Origin of the sequence: Shimia sp. (assembly GCF_022448905.1) — a bacterium.
In the GTDB taxonomy this organism is placed as follows: Bacteria; Pseudomonadota; Alphaproteobacteria; order Rhodobacterales; family Rhodobacteraceae; genus Shimia.
The window spans coordinates 100,788-119,919 of the sequence record NZ_JAKVCW010000007.1 but is presented as its reverse complement, the minus strand read 5'-3'; the positions used below and the strand labels follow the sequence as shown (position 1 = coordinate 119,919).

At 58.5% G+C, this 19,132-nt stretch carries 18 protein-coding genes; 9 read left to right on the top strand and 9 right to left on the bottom strand.

What is annotated here, in order from left to right; translation table 11 throughout:
• Positions 1 to 53: 53 nt before the first annotated feature.
• From MK208_RS10325 to MK208_RS10300, 6 genes are all read right to left on the bottom strand, one after another.
• The gene (locus MK208_RS10325) at positions 54 to 638 is read right to left on the bottom strand and encodes an HNH endonuclease (protein ID WP_294116398.1); all 585 of its coding nucleotides are present in this window, start codon (positions 636 to 638) and stop codon (positions 54 to 56) included.
• A 233-nt stretch (positions 639 to 871) separates the two neighbouring features.
• Positions 872 to 2,551 (bottom strand): hypothetical protein, encoded by a 1,680-nt coding sequence (locus tag MK208_RS10320; RefSeq protein WP_294116396.1) that lies wholly within the window; start codon positions 2,549 to 2,551, stop codon positions 872 to 874.
• A gap of 113 nt (positions 2,552 to 2,664) precedes the next feature.
• Positions 2,665 to 3,330, bottom strand: coding sequence for an alpha/beta fold hydrolase (locus tag MK208_RS10315; RefSeq protein ID WP_294116394.1), 666 nt, complete (start codon positions 3,328 to 3,330; stop codon positions 2,665 to 2,667).
• 111 nt (positions 3,331 to 3,441) lie between these two features.
• Entirely contained in the window at positions 3,442 to 4,146 is a 705-nt protein-coding gene (deoD, locus tag MK208_RS10310) for a purine-nucleoside phosphorylase (protein WP_294116393.1), read from the bottom strand.
• Positions 4,147 to 4,335: 189 nt separating this feature from the next.
• Positions 4,336 to 4,650 carry an H-NS histone family protein gene (locus MK208_RS10305; protein WP_294116392.1) on the bottom strand — a complete coding sequence of 105 codons (315 nt, stop codon included), beginning with the start codon at positions 4,648 to 4,650 and terminating at the stop codon, positions 4,336 to 4,338.
• A 193-nt stretch (positions 4,651 to 4,843) separates the two neighbouring features.
• The gene (locus tag MK208_RS10300; protein ID WP_294116391.1) at positions 4,844 to 6,838 is read right to left on the bottom strand and encodes a protein meaA; all 1,995 of its coding nucleotides are present in this window, start codon (positions 6,836 to 6,838) and stop codon (positions 4,844 to 4,846) included.
• A gap of 192 nt (positions 6,839 to 7,030) precedes the next feature.
• On the opposite strand from MK208_RS10300, the gene MK208_RS10295 reads away from it, so the two are divergent.
• The 8 genes from MK208_RS10295 to MK208_RS10260 all read left to right on the top strand — a co-directional run bounded on the left by MK208_RS10295 (position 7,031) and on the right by MK208_RS10260 (position 14,609).
• Entirely contained in the window at positions 7,031 to 8,389 is a 1,359-nt protein-coding gene (locus MK208_RS10295) for a 1-acyl-sn-glycerol-3-phosphate acyltransferase (RefSeq protein WP_294116390.1), read from the top strand.
• A gap of 151 nt (positions 8,390 to 8,540) precedes the next feature.
• Entirely contained in the window at positions 8,541 to 9,827 is a 1,287-nt protein-coding gene (ccrA, locus tag MK208_RS10290; RefSeq protein ID WP_294116389.1) for a crotonyl-CoA carboxylase/reductase, read from the top strand.
• A gap of 177 nt (positions 9,828 to 10,004) precedes the next feature.
• Positions 10,005 to 10,424: a hypothetical protein gene (locus MK208_RS10285; RefSeq protein WP_294116388.1), complete on the top strand. Its 420-nt coding sequence runs from the start codon at positions 10,005 to 10,007 to the stop codon at positions 10,422 to 10,424.
• A 22-nt stretch (positions 10,425 to 10,446) separates the two neighbouring features.
• The gene (locus MK208_RS10280; protein WP_294116387.1) at positions 10,447 to 10,644 is read left to right on the top strand and encodes a helix-turn-helix transcriptional regulator; all 198 of its coding nucleotides are present in this window, start codon (positions 10,447 to 10,449) and stop codon (positions 10,642 to 10,644) included.
• A 235-nt stretch (positions 10,645 to 10,879) separates the two neighbouring features.
• Positions 10,880 to 11,578, top strand: a complete 699-nt coding sequence (locus tag MK208_RS10275; RefSeq protein WP_294116386.1) for a transporter substrate-binding domain-containing protein — start codon at positions 10,880 to 10,882, stop codon at positions 11,576 to 11,578.
• 94 nt (positions 11,579 to 11,672) lie between these two features.
• Complete coding sequence (locus tag MK208_RS10270) at positions 11,673 to 12,203, top strand: hypothetical protein (RefSeq protein ID WP_294116385.1); 531 nt, start codon at positions 11,673 to 11,675, stop codon at positions 12,201 to 12,203.
• Between the two features lie 148 nt (positions 12,204 to 12,351).
• A complete protein-coding gene (locus MK208_RS10265) occupies positions 12,352 to 13,884 on the top strand; it encodes an AAA family ATPase (protein ID WP_294116384.1) in 1,533 nt (510 codons plus the stop codon).
• On the top strand, positions 13,881 to 14,609 hold the full coding sequence (locus MK208_RS10260) for an SDR family oxidoreductase (protein ID WP_294116383.1): 729 nt from the start codon (positions 13,881 to 13,883) through the stop codon (positions 14,607 to 14,609). Before MK208_RS10265 ends, MK208_RS10260 begins: the two co-directional genes overlap by 4 nt.
• 114 nt (positions 14,610 to 14,723) lie before the next feature.
• Here MK208_RS10260 and MK208_RS10255 read toward each other — a convergent pair whose 3' ends face one another.
• Both MK208_RS10255 and MK208_RS10250 read right to left on the bottom strand, forming a co-directional pair.
• Positions 14,724 to 16,622 carry a PhoX family phosphatase gene (locus MK208_RS10255; RefSeq protein ID WP_294116382.1) on the bottom strand — a complete coding sequence of 633 codons (1,899 nt, stop codon included), beginning with the start codon at positions 16,620 to 16,622 and terminating at the stop codon, positions 14,724 to 14,726.
• Positions 16,623 to 16,724: 102 nt separating this feature from the next.
• Positions 16,725 to 17,210 (bottom strand): VOC family protein, encoded by a 486-nt coding sequence (locus tag MK208_RS10250; protein ID WP_294116381.1) that lies wholly within the window; start codon positions 17,208 to 17,210, stop codon positions 16,725 to 16,727.
• A 186-nt stretch (positions 17,211 to 17,396) separates the two neighbouring features.
• Between MK208_RS10250 and MK208_RS10245 the strand changes: the two genes are divergently transcribed.
• The gene (locus MK208_RS10245) at positions 17,397 to 17,939 is read left to right on the top strand and encodes a GNAT family N-acetyltransferase (protein ID WP_294116380.1); all 543 of its coding nucleotides are present in this window, start codon (positions 17,397 to 17,399) and stop codon (positions 17,937 to 17,939) included.
• Positions 17,940 to 17,997: 58 nt separating this feature from the next.
• Here MK208_RS10245 and trpS read toward each other — a convergent pair whose 3' ends face one another.
• Positions 17,998 to 19,035: a tryptophan--tRNA ligase gene (gene trpS / locus MK208_RS10240; protein ID WP_294116379.1), complete on the bottom strand. Its 1,038-nt coding sequence runs from the start codon at positions 19,033 to 19,035 to the stop codon at positions 17,998 to 18,000.
• Positions 19,036 to 19,132 lie beyond the last annotated feature (97 nt).

Sequence of the window (19,132 nt, the reverse complement as noted above, 5' to 3'; positions counted from 1 at the left end):
CATCGAAGCTTACTCGGAGATGGTGCTAACTTGCTTTGCTAGGGTGCTTTGCCTTATGCCTGTAGCTCCGCGTCCCAATAGAGGTAGTCCATCCAGCTGTCATGCAGGAAGTTGGGGGGGAACTTGCGACCCATGTTGCGCAGTTCTTCGGAGCCGGGCTGGCGCGGCGGTTTGCGCAGGCTCATGCGGGCTTGCCGGAGGCTTTTGGAGCCCTTTTTGAGATTGCAGGGGGAGCAGGCCGCAACCACGTTCTCCCAACTGGTGATCCCGCCTGCGGCGCGAGGGATCACGTGGTCAAACGTCAAGTCGCCCCGTGAGCCACAATACTGGCAACAAAAACCATCCCGCAGAAAAAGATTAAAGCGCGTGAAGGCCACGCGCTTTTGCAATTTCACATAGTCTTTGAGCACCACGACGGAAGGGATCCGGATTTCAGTAGAAGGGCTGCGCACCACATGGTCGTATTCGGCCACGATATCGACCCGATCCATGTAAGCGGCTTTGATCGCGTCCTGCCAAGGCCATAGCGACAGCGGGTAGTAGGAGAGGGGGCGGTAGTCTGCATTGAGAACCAATGCCGGATGATGCTTCAATCCGCCGGGATGTCGCGTGAATTCCGTCCTAAAATCGCCGTCCATAAGGGTACTCCCTCGCTGCGTTCGTGCCGCAGTGGCACGAGGCCTATGACCACTATATCTCGTGTCTCAACTCTGACAAGCCTCACAATATGCGTGATCTGCATTTGTGATAAGGCAGGTGCAGAGTTTCATGGATGGGTGACGGATTTATGACGTCAGATGCCTAAACCGCATTCACCCCACCTGTTTTACGGGCGGGGTGAGGAGTTGGTTTAGCTTTGCGCCGTGGTCGCTTACCAGAATTTGGCGCCCGAGATGTCGAAGGTTTTGGAGAGCGTAAGAGCAAAGCGGGTCTCGTCTTGCGCGATCATGCCGCCGATGCCGTGGCGGCCGATGGCGTTGGTCGCCTGTGCGTCCACCGAAAAGCCGGAGTTGCCAAGGTGATAGCGCGCGCCTGCCGCCCAGGTGGTGTCGTTGCCGTCCCGACCGATAGGCGTGACTTCCGCCATCAGCTCAAGGCCGTTGTCAAAATTGTATCCAATGCCCATGCCAAGACCGACAAGTTCCGTGCTGCCCCAGGCGGCAATCTTTGGGCTGGCCGTGAGGGAGAACCCGTTGCGCGCGCGATAATTGGCTGTCAGGTCCGTATAAAAGACACCTACTTTTTGCGAGGCAGAGCTGATCTGTCGGCCGTAAAGCATACGACCCGCCAGAGAAAACGGGTTGCCGTTGTTCTGATCCATCAGGCGCAGTTTCGGACCAATCATGTAGCGCACGTTTGTGGTTGGCACCAGATTGGCGTTTGCGGTGGCGTTGTCTGCGAATTGCTCGAAGATGAACTGCAGCTCAACGTCACGATCCGGGCTGAAGTTAATCGAGGCACCGGCATTGTTTTCGCTGCCGTACCAGAGGTCGGCGCGGACAAGGCCTGGGTCCAGCGTGGCTGCGGAGCCGAGGGTGAACCCGTCCTGCTGGGCGTTGAGCTGTGGCCGGGTCGTTGGCAGGGACAGTGTGCGGTAGCTTTCATCTCGCTTGTCGCCCGGCGTATAGATCAGGCGGCCGCCAACCATCAGGTGGTCGCCGTCCGGCCAGAAGGTCCAGGTGCTTGTGGCTGGGGAGACGCCAAAGCCGTTGGTCACATAGCCTTCAAAGGCAACGCGTGGGGTGACGTTGTAGCGGCCACCGGCGGACCAGACCGGTTTGGTCACCCATTCGCCACTGCTCGCTATGGTGTTGGGGCTTCCCACGGAGGATTCGACGGTGCCAAACAGGGACAGGCGGGGGTGGGCCTTGTAGGACACACCGGCGCCCATAGTGACCATATTGCCGTAGAATTGTCCGCCGTCGATTTCATCCGGACCCAAAGTGATGCCCGGGGTGAAATGCACCTGTAGCTTTGGATTGGCAGTGTAGGTGATCGGCATTTTTAACGCGCCGATGGCGACGTTGGATTGCGGGCGGAAAAAGTTGCCCCAGAGGTCGGTCTGCATTTTGGTGAAGACCTCAGCCGATCCAAGGGCGGCGATGGCCCAGCGGTCATCTTTGTAGAGCTGGTATTTGCCCCAAAGCGCGAGCTGGTTGGTTTCGAGCTGTGGAATGCGCTCCGGACCGACGCCGGGGAAGCCGTTGATTGGGCCACCCACCGGATCAATGTAGTTTTGCAGCTCAAACCCGAGGTTGAAGCGGTCGGAGAAGGCGTAGACGCCGCCGCCGTGGTAGTTCTGGTTGCCGGTGCCTGCGCGGTCACTTGGGCTGGTCTGGCGGGCGCCAACGGTCAGCTCCAGCGTGCCCTTTGGGTAGAGGTTGCCTGTTTCAAGCGAGACAATGCGCGTTGGACCGTTGTCCAGCGGATTGACGCTTTGGGCCGAAGTCGTCGCAGGGATCAAAGCGGTGGCGCAAAGAAAGCCGGCAAGCTTGGCGCTGTTGGAGGTCAGGCGGAATGCGGGCGTTTTGGGGCTGTCAGAGTGCAACACGGTGAAATCCAATACATCAAATCTTAGGTTTTCTTACCGCAGGGGGCCGATGGCGCAAAAGGCTTTTGCGCTATCGGGACTGCGATTGCTGCGAAAATGCGCAGGCCGTGGCCTTAAAGGCCCAGTTTGTCGCGCATGAAGGCGAGCGCCACGCTCAGACCGTCGGGTGCAATGCCGTGGGCCGTGCCTTTCATAATGTGGGCGTAGACATCGGTGAAGCCGGCCTCTTGCAGGGCTTCGGCGGCCTGAGGCAGGGATTGCGGCGGCACCACGTCGTCCTGGTCCCCGTGCACCAGCAGGATCGCCGGTTTGCTGATGGCTTCGTCCTTGAGCAGGTCTGGCTGAAGCAGTCGGCCGGAGAAGGCGACGATGCCGGCGAGTTCGTCTTCGCGGCGGGGGGCGACATGCAGGCTCATCATGGTGCCTTGCGAGAAACCAAAGAGCACAACCTGTTCCGGCAGGAGGTCTTCGTCGACCATCACGGCATCCAGGAAGGCGTTGAGGTCTTCGACGGCGGCCATCATGCCGCGTTCGCTTTCCTCTTCGGAGGAGCCGTCGATCCAGGGGATTGGGAACCATTGGCGGCCCATCGGCATGCCCGGGATTTCTTCGGGCGCGTCTGGCGCGAGGAAGAGCGTGTCGGGCAGGTGCTCGGCCAGCGGATCGGCTAGGCCCATGAGGTCCGCGCCGTTGGCGCCGTAGCCGTGCAGGAAAATCACCGCAGAGCGGGTTTCGCCGGAAACCGGTTCCTTGCGTTGAGCTTGCAATACACGTGTCATGGAGGGCCCCTTGTCTGTGGTGGCTGCGGCTGCAGCAGTTAGGGGCGTGTGTGGCATGTCAGGCGGCCTGTCGCAAGATGCGCGTGGCCGCCTGAAGGGATGTGTTGCCGATCAGGCGAAGGCGGCTTCGAGCGCGATTTCGACCATATCGCCGAAGGATTTTTCGCGGTCTTCAGACGGCAGGGCTTCGCCGGTCAGAAGGTGGTCGGAAATGGTCAGAACGGCCAGCGCGCGTACGTTGTGGCGGGCGGCGAGATTGTAAAGTTCGGCCGCTTCCATCTCGACGCCAAGAATGCCGTGGCGCACCATTTGTTCGTTGAGGTCCGGGCGCTCGTCATAGAACACGTCGGAGCTGTAGATGCCGCCAACATGGGTTGGGGTGCCCTTGGCTTCGGCCGCATCAGCCGCAGCGCGCAACAGCCCGTAATCGGCGCATGGGGCGAAGTTCAGCTCCTTAAAGATGCCGCGTGATGGGGTGGAGAGGGTGGAGGCAGTCATGGCAACGACAACGTCGCGCACCTTGACGTGCTCCTGCATGCCGCCTGCGGAACCAATGCGGATCAGGGTTTTGGCGCCGTAGTCCTTGATCAGCTCGTTGACGTAGATCGACAGGGACGGCATGCCCATGCCGGAGCCGTGGATGGTGACACGGTTGCCTTTCCACATGCCGGTGAAGCCGAGCATACCACGCACTTCGTTCACCAGTTTCACATCGGTGAGGAAGGTCTCCGCCGCCCATTTGGCGCGGTAGGGATCGCCTGGCAGAAGAACGGTTTCTGCGATGTCTCCGGGTTGGGCTCCGATGTGTACAGTCATGGCAATTCCTTTTGTTTTTCTATGGGCGCAGAGCGTTGCCCTTTGGGCAAACGTATAAGAGTGAATCAGATGGTCAAAATTCTAGCGCGGCACAAGGCAAAAATCTGAAAAACATCTGCTGGAAAAAGCAAAAGCCGAAGCGGGCCTGATGGCGCACTCCGGCTTTGTCGGTTGGCTCGGAAACCGGGATCAGATTTCCATGGCGTCCGGCGCAATGCCTGCTGCTAGGGCTTCGTCAAACCACTTCGGCTTGCGGCCTTTGCCGGTCCAGGTTTTGGTTTTGTCTTCTGGATGGGCGTATTTTGGCACGCCTTTCATCAACCCGCCGCGCTTTTTGCCGGAGACGCTGGCCAGCTCTTCCAAAGAGAAGCCGTATTTTTCGGCGGCTTCCTCGATGGCTTTCAGCGCATCAGTTTTGCGTTGGGCTTCGCGTTTTTCCAGTTGGATATCGATCTGCGCGCGCAGGTCAATCAACGCTTCGCGGCTCATATCTTCCAAATTCATTTTGGACCGTCCATTCGCTTATTCCGATTGACTTACATTTTCACAGGCAGAAATAGGGATATGCAAGGCGGAAGACTATTTTTGCGTGATGGGTTCTGAATTCTACAATTATAAGTTGCGAGTATGGTTTTCCTTACCCGCAAAATCTGCGCTGGTCTCATTTTTTGAGACCGCTTTCTCGGTGCACCAACGCTTACTCGGCCGCCACAGCGTCGGGATTCGCCAATGTGACAATGTCGCCCATGATGGTGTTGAGTTCGAAGTCCTTTGGGGTATAGACCCGCGCCACACCCATGGCGCGCAAACGCTCTGCGTCTTCGTCAGGAATGATACCGCCGACGATAACAGGCGTGTCGCCTAATCCGGCATCACGCATACGCTGCATCAGGTCTTCAACCAACGGGATGTGCGAGCCCGACAGGATCGACAAACCCACCACATGGGCCGCGTCTTCCAACGCTTTGGCCACAATCTCTTCGGGTGTTAGGCGGATGCCGTCATAGGTGATGTCCATGCCGCAGTCGCGGGCACGGAAGGCGATTTGCTCGGCACCGTTGGAGTGGCCGTCAAGTCCCGGTTTGCCAATGACAAATTTTAGGCGGCGGCCCAGTTTGTCAGACACGGCGTCCACGGCATTGCGCAGATCGTCGAGACCTTCGGTTTTGTTGGAGGGGGCACCGGATACGCCGGTCGGGCCGCGGTATTCGCCGTGCACAACGCGCATTTGTGCGGCCCATTCGCCAGTTGTGACACCTGCCTTGGCGGCGGCAATAGAAGCGGGCATGACGTTGTCGCCATTGGCCGCCGCAGCGTGCAGATCTGCGAGGGCTTTTTCAACGGCCGCGCTGTCGCGCTGATTGCGCCATTCGGACAGACGAGAAATCTGTTCCTGCTCTACGGCTGGGTCCACCACCATGATGCCACCATCACCGGTCATCAACGGAGAGGCCTCGCCTTTCTGGAATTTGTTCACGCCCACCACCACGGTCTCACCGGCTTCGATGCGGTTGAGGCGTTCGGCGTTGCTGTCCACAAGGCGGGATTTCATATAATCGATCGCGCCAATCGCGCCGCCCATGCTTTCCAAATTGGCCAATTCACGGCGTGCGCCGTCTTTTAGCTCTTCGACTTTGGAATCCACCGCCGGGTTTCCGTCAAACAGATCGTCGTATTCGAGAAGATCGGTTTCAAAGGCCATGATTTGTTGCATGCGCATGGACCATTGCTGATCCCATGGGCGTGGCAATCCAAGCGCTTCGTTCCAGGCGGGCAATTGCACGGCGCGGGCGCGGGCCTTTTTGGACAGGGTCACAGCCAGCATTTCGATGAGAATACGGTAGACGTTATTTTCTGGCTGTTGTTCGGTCAGGCCCAGAGAGTTGACCTGCACCCCATAGCGGAAGCGGCGGGATTTGGGGTCAGTCACGCCATAGCGGTCCACCAGGATTTCATCCCAGAGGTCCACAAAGGCGCGCATCTTGCACATCTCAGTCACAAAGCGGATGCCCGCGTTCACAAAGAAGGAGATACGGCCACAAAGGCGTGGGAAGTCTTCTTCGGCCACGCGAGGCTTTAGCGCGTCAAGCACTGCAATGGCGGTGGCCAAGGCAAAGGCCAGTTCCTGTTCTGGCGTCGCGCCTGCCTCTTGTAGGTGGTAGGAACAGACGTTCATCGGGTTCCATTTGGGCACGTTGGTGTAGCAGTATTCGGCCACATCCGCGATCATCTTCAGGCTGGGCTCCGGCGGGCAGATGTAGGTGCCGCGGCTCAGGTACTCTTTGATCAGATCGTTTTGCACCGTGCCTTGCAGCTTGGCGACATCGGCGCCTTGCTCTTCGGCCGTGGCGATGTAGAGCGCAAGCAACCAAGGCGCGGTGGCGTTGATTGTCATGGAGGTGTTCATCTGCTCCAGCGGAATCTGGTCAAACAGGGTGCGCATGTCGCCCAGGTGGCAGACCGGCACGCCGACTTTGCCCACTTCGCCGCGCGCCAGGATGTGGTCGCTGTCATAACCGGTCTGGGTGGGGAGGTCGAAGGCCACGGACAGGCCGGTCTGGCCTTTTTCTAGGTTGGAGCGGTAGAGCGCGTTGGACGCCTTAGCGGTGGAATGGCCGGCGTAGGTTCGAATCAACCACGGACGATCCTTGGCAGGTTTATCGGCGGGCTGGTTTTGCTGCGTCTGCGACATGTTTCATTCCTCTGCTGGGGGTCATACGTGGACCTAGCAACAATCTTTCGTTTGAGCGTATGTACGCGAAACATCCTTTGCAAGTCAATTCGCTGCGTTGCGGCAAAATCGTTCTGTTGGTGGGGAGATCACTGGGGTACGCGTGCGCGAAGTCTATTGCGCCCGCGCGCGCGGTGTAGTCAGAGTCATTTCATGACATCGACGATTGAGCTCCCCCTTTGGCTTTTTGTACTGATCCTGCTGTTTGCGGTGGTCACAGCGGCCAGTCACTTGCTTTTCCCCTCGGTGCGCTGGTTCTTCCGGCGTCGGATGGAGCGCGTGGTGGCGCGGCTGAACGAGCGGTTGGAGCGGCCCATTGAGCCGTTCAAGCTGGCGCAGCGCCACGACATGATCGAGCGGCTGATCTATCAGCCCGATGTGACCCGCGCAGTTGCAGAACACGCAGCAGAGGAAGGGATTCCCGAGGCCGTGGCCTTTGAGACGGCCAAGCGCTACGCGGGCGAGATTGTGCCGTCGTTTTCGGCCACCATGTATTTTGGCGTCGCCATCAAGATTGCGCGATTCCTGAGCCGGGCATTTTATCGTGTGCGGTTGACCCATGTGGATGAGGCGGCGCTGGACGCGATCCCGCAGGAGAGCACCATCGTTTATGTGATCAATCACAAGAGCAACATGGATTATGTGTTGGTGACCTATCTGGCCGCGCGGCGCGGGGCGTTGTCCTATGCGGTGGGGGAATGGGCGCGGGTTTGGCCGCTCAGCCGGTTGATCCGGGCGATGGGGGCGTACTTTATCAGGCGCAAGTCGCGCAACGATCTCTATCGCAAGGTGCTGGCGGCTTATGTCCGGTTGGCGACCGAAGCGGGGGTAGCCCAGGCGATGTTCCCGGAGGGGCGGTTGTCGCTGACCGGGGCGCCGCAGGACCCGAAGCTGGGGCTGATCAAATACATCACCGATGCGTACCAGCCTGAGGGGCGCGATGTGGTGTTTGTGCCGGTGGCGATAAATTATGACCGCGTGCTGGAAGACCGCATCCTGTTGGAATCGGCGGCGCGGGGCGGGAAGGGGTTCCGGGCGCGGATTTCGGTGATTGTGGGGTTCTTCTTCAAACAACTGTTGTTGCGGCTGCGCGGAAAAGTGCATCGCTTTGGCAATGCCACGGTGCGCTTTGGACGGCCTGTATCGCTCACGGAGTTCTCCAAGGACGTATCCGGTGATGTGGCCAAACCGCTGGGTGTGGAGTTGATGCGGCGCATCAACGGGGTGGTGCCAATCTTGCCGGTGCCGCTGATGGCGTATATTTTTGAGCAGGCCGCCGGGCCTTTGTCGCAGAAGGATGTGAAAGACGCCTTTGCGGCGCGGCTGGCGGCGCTGCCGCAGTCTCGGGCACGGTTTATGCGGGAGGTGCCGGAGGAGGCGATAGACAGCGCGCTGAAGACTTTGGTGGGGCGGCGGGTGCTGTTGGAGAGTGACGGCACGTTTTCTGTGAACAAGGACCAGGCGGAGATCCTGCGGTTTTACGCCAATTCCATAAGGCATTTGATGGGATGATTGTGCGATTGCAGCAATTCATGCTGCGCCTGCTGGGTCATAAAATTACAAAAACACCTTCATGAAGGTTGCAATGTTACCTCGCCATCCGTATCACGGTGGCAGGAACGCGATTCTGCATCGCGGCGAAACGACCAATCAGGAGGCGAAGATGGCTCTGGATACTGAAAACGGCATTGCGACCTACGACGCACCACAGAAAGACCTGTACGAAGTGGGCGAAATGCCTCCGATGGGACATGTCCCAAAACAGATGTACGCGTGGGCGATCCGCCGCGAGCGTCAAGGTGAGCCGAACCAGGCGATGCTGCAGGAAGTTGTCGACGTGCCAACGCTGGACAGCCACGAAGTGCTGGTTCTGGTGATGGCCGCGGGCGTGAACTACAACGGTGTTTGGGCCGGCCTCGGTGTTCCGATCTCCATGTTCGACGTGCACAAGCAGCCCTATCACATCGCAGGCTCCGATGCGTCCGGCATCGTTTGGGCCGTGGGTGACAAGGTGAAGCGCTGGAAAGTGGGCGACGAAGTTGTGATCCACTGCAACCAGGATGACGGCGACGACGAGCACTGTAACGGCGGCGATCCGATGTTCTCCGACAGCCAGCGCATCTGGGGCTATGAAACGCCTGACGGCTCCTTCTCTCAGTTCACCCGTGTGCAAGCACAGCAGTTGATGCCGCGTCCCAAGCACCTGACCTGGGAAGAAGCAGCCTGTTATACGCTGACGCTGGCAACTGCTTACCGGATGCTGTTTGGCCACGAGCCACACGATCTGAAGCCAGGCCAGAACGTTCTGGTATGGGGCGCGTCCGGTGGTCTGGGGTCTTATGCGATCCAGCTGATCAACACCGCTGGCGCCAACGCGATTGGCGTGATTTCGGACGAGAGCAAGCGTGACTTTGTCATGGGGCTTGGCGCGAAAGGCGTGATCAACCGCAACGACTTCAACTGCTGGGGTCAGCTTCCAACCGTGAACACGCCGGAATACAACGACTGGCTGAAAGAGGCGCGCAAATTTGGCAAGGCGATCTGGGAGATCACCGGCAAAGGCGTGAACGTGGACATGGTGTTTGAGCACCCGGGGGAGAAGACGTTCCCTGTGTCCTCGCTGGTCTGTAAAAAAGGCGGCATGGTTGTGATCTGCGCCGGTACGTCTGGCTTCAACTGTACCTTTGACGTGCGCTACATGTGGATGCATCAGAAGCGTCTGCAGGGCTCCCACTTTGCCCACTTGAAGCAGGCTGCGGCCGCCAACCAGTTGATGGTGGAGCGTCGTCTGGACCCATGCATGTCTGAAGTGTTCCCTTGGGCCGAGCTGCCGGAAGCGCACATGAAAATGTATCGCAACGAACACAAGCCGGGCAACATGTCGGTGCTGGTGCAGGCGCCAAAGACCGGGCTGCGCACGCTGGAAGATGTGCTCGACGCGGGCAAGTAACACGCACGGATCATAAAACGGTTTCCCCCGTTTTCCTCCAGCCCCCGGAGCCGCCTGGCTTCGGGGGTCTTTTCATGTCTGGGACCGTGGTGATTGCAGGGCGTCTTGCGCTGAGCGCTTGACCACTTGGTGCGAATCACGACAAGTAAACTTGTCATTTAGAGAAGGATGCTAGTCATGCCCAGTTCCACGTATTCGCAAATTTCCGTGTTTGTCGCCGTCTGTATCGGAGTCGCGTTTTTCTTTGTTTTTGAGGTGTCTTTTGTGGCCGACATCATCTTTTCTGCGCTTTGCATTCTGTGGGCCGGTTGGGTGTTTTTCTCGATTTTCCGGGATCAGGATGAGTTGAAGTGGGCCAGTGTGCGCTACGCATTGGCCACGGCAAGTTCCGTTGGGGTGCCGCTGTCATTGGCGTTTGTCATGCTGATGGTGACGATGCCCGCTTTGCAGAATGTCGTTTCCAGTGTCGCGGCGATGTCTGGCAGTGGATTGCCACTCTCGGCGGTTGGATTTGGCCTGGGCGTCACCTTTGCGATGATTGTGATGAGCGCCGTGTTTGTGATCAGCCAATCCTTTTGGTGGGTGTCTAGGCGCTAGGCCAGCAAAACGGAGTGGTGTCATGAAGAACAAAATTCGGGTGCTGCGTGCTGAGCGACGATGGACACAGGCCGATCTGGCCGCGTCGCTTGGCGTTTCGCGCAATTCGATAAACGCCATTGAAAACGGGAAGTACGACCCATCGTTGCCTTTGGCCTTTCGGATTGCGCGGGTGTTTGAGCTATCGATTGAGGAGATCTTTGAGGAGGAGGGTGTCTAGGGGGCAAAGTGCCTTCGCCTACCGGCAGCAAGCAGCCAACCGGTGCGCGCGGAACATTATGTTTGACGCAGGCAGGAAACTCGCGCGGATCGAAAAAAAGCGGTTTCCCGCGTTGGCCTCTTCGCCCGGTGGCTCAAGGTTTCAATTGGCCGCACAATTTCTTGTTTGGGCATTTCACTTTTTGGAAAGGTCTCCCGCTTAGGCCTTTGCATTAGTCTTTTAGCGGAGTGTCAAAATGAACATCAAAACCACCCTTGCGGCATGTGCCTTTTCCGTCTTAGCTGCGGCGTCTTCAATGGCCGAGACCCTTACTTTTGCAGCAGGCGAATGGGCGCCTTATATCGGCTCAGAGTTGCCAGACAATGGCCTGCATACTCAGCGTGTACGCGAAGTGATGAAGTCGGCAGGCTATGACATTGAGCTTGAGTACATGCCGTGGAAGCGATCCTTTGAGATGACCAAGAAAGGCGACTTTGTTGCGACGTTTTCTTGGTCACGCACGGACGAACGTGTGGATGAGTTCTACTACCCAGAAGTGCCAGTGGACGGTCAGACAGATGTGATTTTTTACAGCCGGACCAAGTATCCAGACGGCTTGAATGTGACCTCAATTGACGACATTCAAGCGCAGGGCCTCTCTGTCATTGGCTATGCGGGATATTGGTATGAAGCGGAATACCAGAAGCGCGGCATGGACATGCGCACAGTGACATCTGCAGAAAGTGCGTGGAAAATGTTGCAGTCCGGCCGGGCGGATGTGCTGATCGAAAACAGAGTTGTTGGTGAGTTGTCTTTGAATGAGGTTCTGGGCGACGAAGCAAGTGATATTGGCGAGGCAGCTGAGGTGCGATCCGCTCCTGTCTATGTCCTGTTTTCTCGCCAGCATCCTGACGGGGAAGCCCTGCGGGATGCTTGGGACGCGCACGCGAAGTAACTTCCAATACTTCATTTCTAAAGAGAGCCTTCGTCTGCAATAACGGGGGCTTTTTATTGCCAGTGCTCTGTTAGACATGTTGGGGGAACGAGACATGAAGCGCATTGACCTACATTATTGTAACGAATTCCCCTGGACGCCCTTAAGCGGCTGGGCAGGCGCAAAGTCAGTGGGGTGGGTGCTCAAGTTCACGAAAAGTGGACAGCCAATGAGGCCAGATTCCGTCTCACACCCATTTCTGGTTCAAAGGAAAAAGTGGTGTTTGATGCATGTGCATTTCCAGAAAGTGGATTTGCTGTTTGCAACGCCGCAAGAGCTCAGATTGTTTCTGGAAGTCATGGGGCGCAATCCACTTCCTTCCGGTCCCTCATTGCTTGAAGGGTGGCCATTTCCGGGAAGACCAAACGCGCATTGGCTCTCGCGACTTCCGAAAAGGGCGAAACCATGGAAGTACCGCCAGGCGATTTGCCGATACCTGTCGCAATCTCCTGATGTGAAATGTTTCCTTGCTTTCTACGAAAATGAACCTGTGAAGTTCGAATTTGAATATGTTTTTGATACCTGCATTGAAGCGTACAAAGCGTATCAATTGACATTCTCAACGAAAAAAGATGTCACGACTTAGTGAGAGGCGAAGGGATTAGAAAGGCAAATTAAAGGGGGTCTATAGTTGGGGAGGTCTGGCGCTGTCTGACGGCGCGTTTGTGGCCTTTGTTTCGGGTACAAGACGAAACCCGCTGGCCCCCAATCGCTGCCCGCTATAGGGTCGCGCCATGAGCAGTACCTCCATCACATTCAGCCATGACCAGGCCGAGGCCTTCGACAATATCTCCGCCTTGCTGAAAGGATTGGGGGTGGATTTGGACGAGGGTCTTTTGACGCCTGCCACCGAAGGCAAACAGGCGATTGCCGCGGTAACCGGCAAGGCCGGGTCGGGCAAGACGTTGTTGCTGTCGGAGATGGTGAAGGCGCTGGAAGGCGCGGGGGTGGATATTGTCTCCGGCGACTATGAAGGCAAGCGCAAGAAAGATCACCGGACGTTGGCGATTTTGGCGCCGACCAACAAAGCGGCGAGTGTGTTGCGGATGCGCGGCGTGCCGGCGACGACCATTCACCGGATCATCTATACGCCGGTCTATGACCCTGAGTATGAGAAGATCGCCGAGTGGCTGGCGGACAATGGTGAGCGGCCGGATATTGAGGGGCTCACAGATGAGGCTCTGGATCGGGCGGCGGAGTTTTACAAGCTGCACAAGTCCATTCCAGGCGCTTTGGCGGCGGCTGGGCTGCGGGGCAGTGATTTCATCACCGGTTGGAAGCGGCGGGATGATCCGCTGGACATCGGGTTTATCGACGAAAGCTCGATGCTGGATGACAAGCAGTTTGACGATCTGAAAGAGATTTTCAGCACGTTGGTGCTGTTTGGAGATCCCGCGCAGCTGGCGCCGGTGAACCAATCGGGCGCGATGGTGTTTGATAAGTTGCCCGCACCGGCGGTCTATAATCTGGAGCGCATTCACCGCCAGGACGCGGACAATCCGATTTTGGATCTGGCGCATGCTCTGGCCGACCCGCAGCTGGAGTTCCATGACTTTGAGCGCATGGTGGAGGACACCGCGCGCAAGGATGATCGGGTGCAGTTTGCCCAGCGGGTTGAGGTCGACCTGATGGCGCGCTCGCCGGTGTTGGTGTGGCGCAATGCGACGCGTATCCGGCTGATCAACGCGTTTCGCATGGTGCATGACGCGCCGGAAGATGAGCTGCTTGAGGGCGAGCCGCTGATCTGTGACGGGATCGAGTTGCCGATGAAACACCGTAAGAAGCGGCTGGATCTGGAGGCGCGGGGGCTGATCAAAGGCGCGCAGGTGATTTATCTGGGGCCGGGCCGCAAGCCGGGGTTTTCGCGGCTGCATGTGATGGGCGCGGAGGATCCGCGCGTGTCGGCGGCGTCGATTGTGAAGATCGAGATGCCGGATGAAGAAGAGCCGTTTATTCCCTATGCGGCGCGGATGGGGGCAACGTTCCTGCACGGGGCGGCGGTGACCATTCACAAGGCGCAGGGCTCTCAGTGGGAGAACGTGCAGGTGTTTGCGCCGGACCTTTATGTGGCTGCACGCATGAACCGCAGCGAGGCGGGGCAGCCGTTGTGGAAGCGGTTGGCTTATGTGGCGATTACGCGGGCGAGCGAGCGGCTGCATTGGGTGGTGCGCAATCGGCTGGCAAAGCCGTCGGGGCCGCTGGACGTGAGTGATTTGACGGTGGCGCCTGCGCCGCTGGAGTTGATGGCGCAGGAGGAAAGCGCGTGAAGAGCATCATTGTGACCGGCGCGAGCCAGGGGATTGGCAGGGCGACAGCGGTGGCCTTTCTGGACGCTGGTTGGCGGGTTGGTGTGTTGGCGCGCAGCGAAGAGAAGCTGCAAGCGATAGCCGACGAGTATGTGAACGCGGTGCCGTTGGTGGCGGATGTGACCGACGCGGCGGCGATGGAGAGCGCGTTTGCGCGGTTTGTGGCGCGCGCCGAACGTCTGGATGCGCTGTTCAACAATGCAGGCATGTTTGGCCCTGCCGGGTCGATTGATGAGATCGATCTGGGCGGCTTTGACCAGGTGCTGGATATCAATGTGCGCGGCATGTTTATTGCCGCCAAGCTGGCCTATGCGCAGATGCGGCGGCAGGTGCCGCAGGGCGGGCGGATCATCAACAATGGGTCACTCAGCGCGCATGTGCCACGCGAAGGTTCGGTATGCTACACGCTCACAAAACATGCGGTAACCGGGCTGACCCGGGCCTTGTCGCTGGACGGGCGGCCGTATGACATTGCCTGTGGTCAGATCGATATTGGCAACGCGGAGACCGATATGGTGGCGGGGTTGAACGCGGCGCTGGTGGCGGATGGCAAAGCCCCCAATGCCACGATGGATGTGCAGGATGCGGCGCGGTCTGTGCTGCATATGGCGGAGATGTCGCTCAATGCAAATGTGCAGTTCATGACAGTGATGGCGACCAAGATGCCTTACATCGGGCGCGGTTAAGCGCTCCCATTGTAAAAGGAAAGCCCCCGACCAGGGGGTGGTCAGGGGCCAAAGGTTTGGTGCTAAAAAGCGGGATGTAAAAAGGTATTTGGGTAGTCAGAATTTGCGTCGTTGTTATCCAATGAGGCCGCCGTCTGTGCGACGTACCGCAAAAACACCAGACCGTGGCACGGAGGTGCCGCCATCCGGGAAGTGGGAGTTGCCTTTTTCACCCGGGTGCTGAATGCCGACAAACATGGTGCGGCGATCCGGGGACCAGCAAACTCCGGTGACTTCACATTCTTTGGGGCCAACCAGGAAGCGGCGGATTTCACCGGTGACGGTGTCGCCCGCAAGCATCTGGTTGTTGCCCATGCCCGCAAAGTCGCCTTCGTTAGAATATTTGCCGTCGGTCTGGATCCACAACAGGCCGGTGCTGTCAAAGGCCATGCCATCCGGGGAATTGAACATATTTCCGGCATTGATGTTCTCGCTGCCTGCATATGCATCATCATGCACATCCGGGTTCCCGGCCAGCGCGAAGAGGTTCCAGCTAAAACCGTTGGCGCTGTGGTCTTCGTTGTCGGGCATCCAGCGGGCGATCTGGCCGTAGTGGTTTTCGACACGTGGGTTTGGCCCGTTGGCCGAGGTGTCATCGCCGCCAGCGTTTGGCTTTTTGCCCCGGTTCTTGTTGTTGGTGAGCGCAACAAAGGCTTCTGCCTTGGTTGGGTTCACCGCCACCCATTCTGGGCGGTCCATCGTGGTTGCGCCAACTTTGGACGCGGCCTGACGGGTATGGATGCGGATTTCCGCGTCGGACATGCCGGTGGTGTCGGGCGTTAGGGCCAGCCATTCGCCGCGCATGTCATCAAAGAACTTGGCGACAAACAAGTCGCCACTTTCCAGAAGATCGCTGTTGTCGCCGGTGGCAGAGTAGGTGCCGTGAGAGACAAATCGGTAGAGGAATTCGCCGCGCTCATCGTCGCCGAGGTAGACAACCGCTTTGCCGTTGGCCGCCAACACCACGGCGGCGTTTTCATGCTTGAAGCGGCCCAGAGCGGTGCGTTTCTTTGGCGTGGAGGTTGGGTCAAACGGGTCGATTTCGACCACATAGCCCGCGCGGTTTGGCTCATTTGGGTTTTTGGAGACGTCAAAGCGCGGATCCACCTTGGCCCAGCCGTAACCCCAGTCTTTGGAGGATACACCGTAGCGCTTCAGCTCTGCAGAGACCTCATGCGCTTCATCTTCAGCGGAGAAGTAGCCGTTGAAGTTTTCTTCGCAGGTCAGGTAGGTGCCCCACGGGGTTTCGCCGTTGCCGCAGTTGTTCCAGGTGCCTTTGGTGGTGGTGCCGGTAGGATCTGCCTCGGTTTTCAACAGGTCATGGCCAGCGGCAGGGCCGGTCAGGTCCATATCGGTTTGCGGTGTGATGCGGCGGTTCAGGTCGCTGTCGACCACCACCTGCCAGTTGCCGCTCTCGTCGCGGGCCACTTCGAAGACAGACACGCCGTGGGCGTTCATGCCTTTTTGCACATCGTCGTCGGACACCCACTTGCCCTCGGGGTTGTTGCCCCAAAGGATTTTGCGGTTGGTGTATTCGTTGTTGATGGCCATGACGGTGCGGCCATCTTTGGTGAAGATCGACATGCCGTCGTTGTTGTCACCAAAGGCACGCGCCTGAGAAGCCGCGGTGCCGCGTGTGGCTTCGTCAAAAGCCGGGGCGTCAGAGAAGAGCGGATCGCCCCAGGTCACAACTTGTTCCCACTCAAAGCCGTCTGGCACGGTGATGGTGTCCTCTGTGTTGGCGGCAACCTGGGTGAAGCCAAAGCGATCTCCAGCGGCCACGGCCTCGCGGGTCAGGGCTGTTGTGCCGACCAGAAAAGAGCCGAGGCCAAAGGTCATCACACCGCCCAGGAAGCCACGACGAGAGAAGGCGGTTTCCACGATGCGGTCAAAGTCGGTTTCTTCCGCGCGAGGCGAGATCAGCTCGTCGATTTCGTCAAATGACAGGTCGTCAATTTGGTGGTCAGAGGACATTCCTGGCTCCGTAGGCTTGGATCTTTGGTTGATGCCAAGACTAGGAGGTCGCTGATTCAGATTCGTGACAAGCTGTTTGCAGTTTTGTGACGCTGCCCGGCGTTAAGCCGCCTCTGCCAGAAGGGCTTCGAGTTTCAGTGGATGGCTGTACATTTGTAGGCTGCCATCTTTGTGGCGCGGCCACTCGGCGGTGTGGCGATCTCGGTAAAGTTCGACTCCGTTGCCGTCTGGGTCGTTGAAGTAGATGGCTTCGGACACGCCATGATCAGAGGCTCCCAGCACTGGATAGCCGGCGGCAATGACCCGCTGCACGGCGGTCGCGAGGTCGGCGCGAGAGGGGTAGAGGATGGCAGTGTGGAACAGGCCGGTGTGGTGTTCCGGCGCGGGGCCGCTGCCCTTGCTGCGCCAGGTGTTGAGGCCGATGTGGTGATGGTAGCCGTCTGATCCGAGGAAGGCGGCATCGTTGCCGAGGCGGGTTTGGACTTCGAAGCCCAGGACATCGGCATAGAAGGCGATCGCGCGGTCAAGGTCGGCGACTTTCAGATGTACGTGGCCAATGCGGGCGGAGGGGGCGTAAGGCGCGGGCATGAGAGGTCTCCTTTGTTGGCAACAAAGGTAGGCGCGGCGCTGGGCGCTGAAAACTTGCGATTTGGCGCGGATTATGTGCGGAAATGCGGAGGGAGGACTTCGTTTTGATGGGCGGCAGTGAGAGCTTACATATCGCGCGTATTGGTCGAAGTTGGCCACAACAAAGTACGCGGCGAGGGAGAGAAAATGACAGCAATGGTACCAAGGCTTGAAACGGATCGGCTGATCCTGCGCGGGCATGAGCTGACGGATTTTGAGGATAGCGCCGCGATGTGGGCGGATCCGGAGGTTGTGGCGCGGATTTCGGGTGTGCCGTCGACAGCGGCGGAGTCGTGGTCGCGACTGTTGCGGTATATCGGGCATTGGCAGGCGCTGGGCTATGGCTACTGGGTGCTGGAGAGCAAGGTGGATGGCACGTTTGTGGGCGAGGCCGGGTTGGCGGATTACCATCGGGACTCTCAGCCAAGCGTGCATGGCAAGCCGGAAGCCGGTTGGGCGTTAAAAACCTCGGCGCAGGGGCAGGGGCTGGCGACGGAGGCTGTTAGGGCGGTGATGGCCTGGGCGGATGATGTGCTCGCCAAGGAGTTTCCGATGGCCTGTGCGATCTTTGATCCGGCCCATGCGGCGTCTGTGCGGGTGGCTGAAAAGGTTGGGTTTGACAACCCGGTGACGGGCACGTTTGGGGACCAGGAGGCGCTGTTTTTGGAGCGCGCTTTGGGGGGCAACTGAGGGCCAACAAAAAGCCCCGCCAGTGGCGGGGCTGATTGTTTGCAGTGATGTGGAAAACTTACGCGCCGACCATGCCGACAATTTCGTAGGTCTTTTTCAGGATTGGCGCGGCGATTTCGCGGGCCTGACCTGCGCCGTGGGCGAGGATCTTGTCGATCTCGTCCTGATGCTCCATCAGGCGGGCCATTTCCGTGCTGATTGGGGACAGTTTGGACACTGCGAGGTCAGAGAGCATTGGCTTGAACTCGGAGAATTGCTTGCCGCCGACATCGGCCAGAACCTGATCCACGGTCAGGCCAGACAGACCTGCGTAGATGTTGACCAGGTTGCGGGCCTCGGGACGCTCTTCCAGACCTTTGGCCTCAGATGGCAGAGCTTCCGGGTCGGTTTTGGCCTTGCGGATTTTCTTGGCGATGGTGTCCGCGTCGTCGGTCATGTTGATGCGGGAAGCATCGGACGGGTCGGACTTGGACATCTTTTTGGTGCCATCGCGGAAGGACATCACACGGGTGGCCGCGCCCTCGATCACCGGTTCGGTGATTGGGAAGAAGTCCACGCCATAGTCGTGGTTGAACTTGGTGGCGACATCGCGCGTCAACTCAAGGTGCTGTTTCTGGTCCTCGCCCACGGGCACGTGGGTGGCGTGGTAGATCAGAATGTCCGCCGCCATGAGCGCCGGGTAGGCAAACAGGCCCAGCGAAGCGTTTTGCGAATTTTTACCAGCTTTGTCTTTCCATTGGGTCATGCGCTGCATCCAGCCCATGCGGGCGACGCAGTTGAAGATCCATGCCAGTTGTGCGTGTTCCGGCGCGGCGGATTGGTTGAACAAGATCGATTTTTTCGGGTCGATGCCTGCGGCAATGAAACCGGCGCAGAGTTCGCGGGTGGCGCGTTGCAGCTTGGCAGGGTCTTGCCAGACTGTGATGGCGTGCAGGTCAACCATGCAGAACACAGTTTCATGCGTGCCAGCCTCTTGCATATCAACAAAGCGCTTCATCGCGCCGAGGTAATTGCCCAGCGTCAGACCGCCCGAGGGTTGAATCCCGGAAAAGACGCGTGGGGTAAAGGTGGAGGACGTTTGGACCGCCTCGTTCATTGGAAATACTCCATCTGGATTTGTTAGCCTGCTTGGCTTATCTCCGAGGCCAAACACCGTCAAGCCGGACCGGCAAGCAGGGCGGGTAAGGAGTACA

Coding starts and splice junctions, on each gene's coding strand:
- MK208_RS10325 (WP_294116398.1), bottom strand. CDS start 638: ATGGACGGCGATTTTAGGACGGAATTCACGCGACATCCCGGCGGATTG.
- MK208_RS10315 (WP_294116394.1), bottom strand. CDS start 3,330: ATGACACGTGTATTGCAAGCTCAACGCAAGGAACCGGTTTCCGGCGAA.
- deoD (WP_294116393.1), bottom strand. CDS start 4,146: ATGACTGTACACATCGGAGCCCAACCCGGAGACATCGCAGAAACCGTT.
- MK208_RS10305 (WP_294116392.1), bottom strand. CDS start 4,650: ATGAATTTGGAAGATATGAGCCGCGAAGCGTTGATTGACCTGCGCGCG.
- MK208_RS10300 (WP_294116391.1), bottom strand. CDS start 6,838: ATGTCGCAGACGCAGCAAAACCAGCCCGCCGATAAACCTGCCAAGGAT.
- MK208_RS10295 (WP_294116390.1), top strand. CDS start 7,031: ATGACATCGACGATTGAGCTCCCCCTTTGGCTTTTTGTACTGATCCTG.
- ccrA (WP_294116389.1), top strand. CDS start 8,541: ATGGCTCTGGATACTGAAAACGGCATTGCGACCTACGACGCACCACAG.
- MK208_RS10285 (WP_294116388.1), top strand. CDS start 10,005: ATGCCCAGTTCCACGTATTCGCAAATTTCCGTGTTTGTCGCCGTCTGT.
- MK208_RS10280 (WP_294116387.1), top strand. CDS start 10,447: ATGAAGAACAAAATTCGGGTGCTGCGTGCTGAGCGACGATGGACACAG.
- MK208_RS10275 (WP_294116386.1), top strand. CDS start 10,880: ATGAACATCAAAACCACCCTTGCGGCATGTGCCTTTTCCGTCTTAGCT.
- MK208_RS10270 (WP_294116385.1), top strand. CDS start 11,673: ATGAAGCGCATTGACCTACATTATTGTAACGAATTCCCCTGGACGCCC.
- MK208_RS10265 (WP_294116384.1), top strand. CDS start 12,352: ATGAGCAGTACCTCCATCACATTCAGCCATGACCAGGCCGAGGCCTTC.
- MK208_RS10255 (WP_294116382.1), bottom strand. CDS start 16,622: ATGTCCTCTGACCACCAAATTGACGACCTGTCATTTGACGAAATCGAC.
- MK208_RS10250 (WP_294116381.1), bottom strand. CDS start 17,210: ATGCCCGCGCCTTACGCCCCCTCCGCCCGCATTGGCCACGTACATCTG.
- MK208_RS10245 (WP_294116380.1), top strand. CDS start 17,397: ATGACAGCAATGGTACCAAGGCTTGAAACGGATCGGCTGATCCTGCGC.
- trpS (WP_294116379.1), bottom strand. CDS start 19,035: ATGAACGAGGCGGTCCAAACGTCCTCCACCTTTACCCCACGCGTCTTT.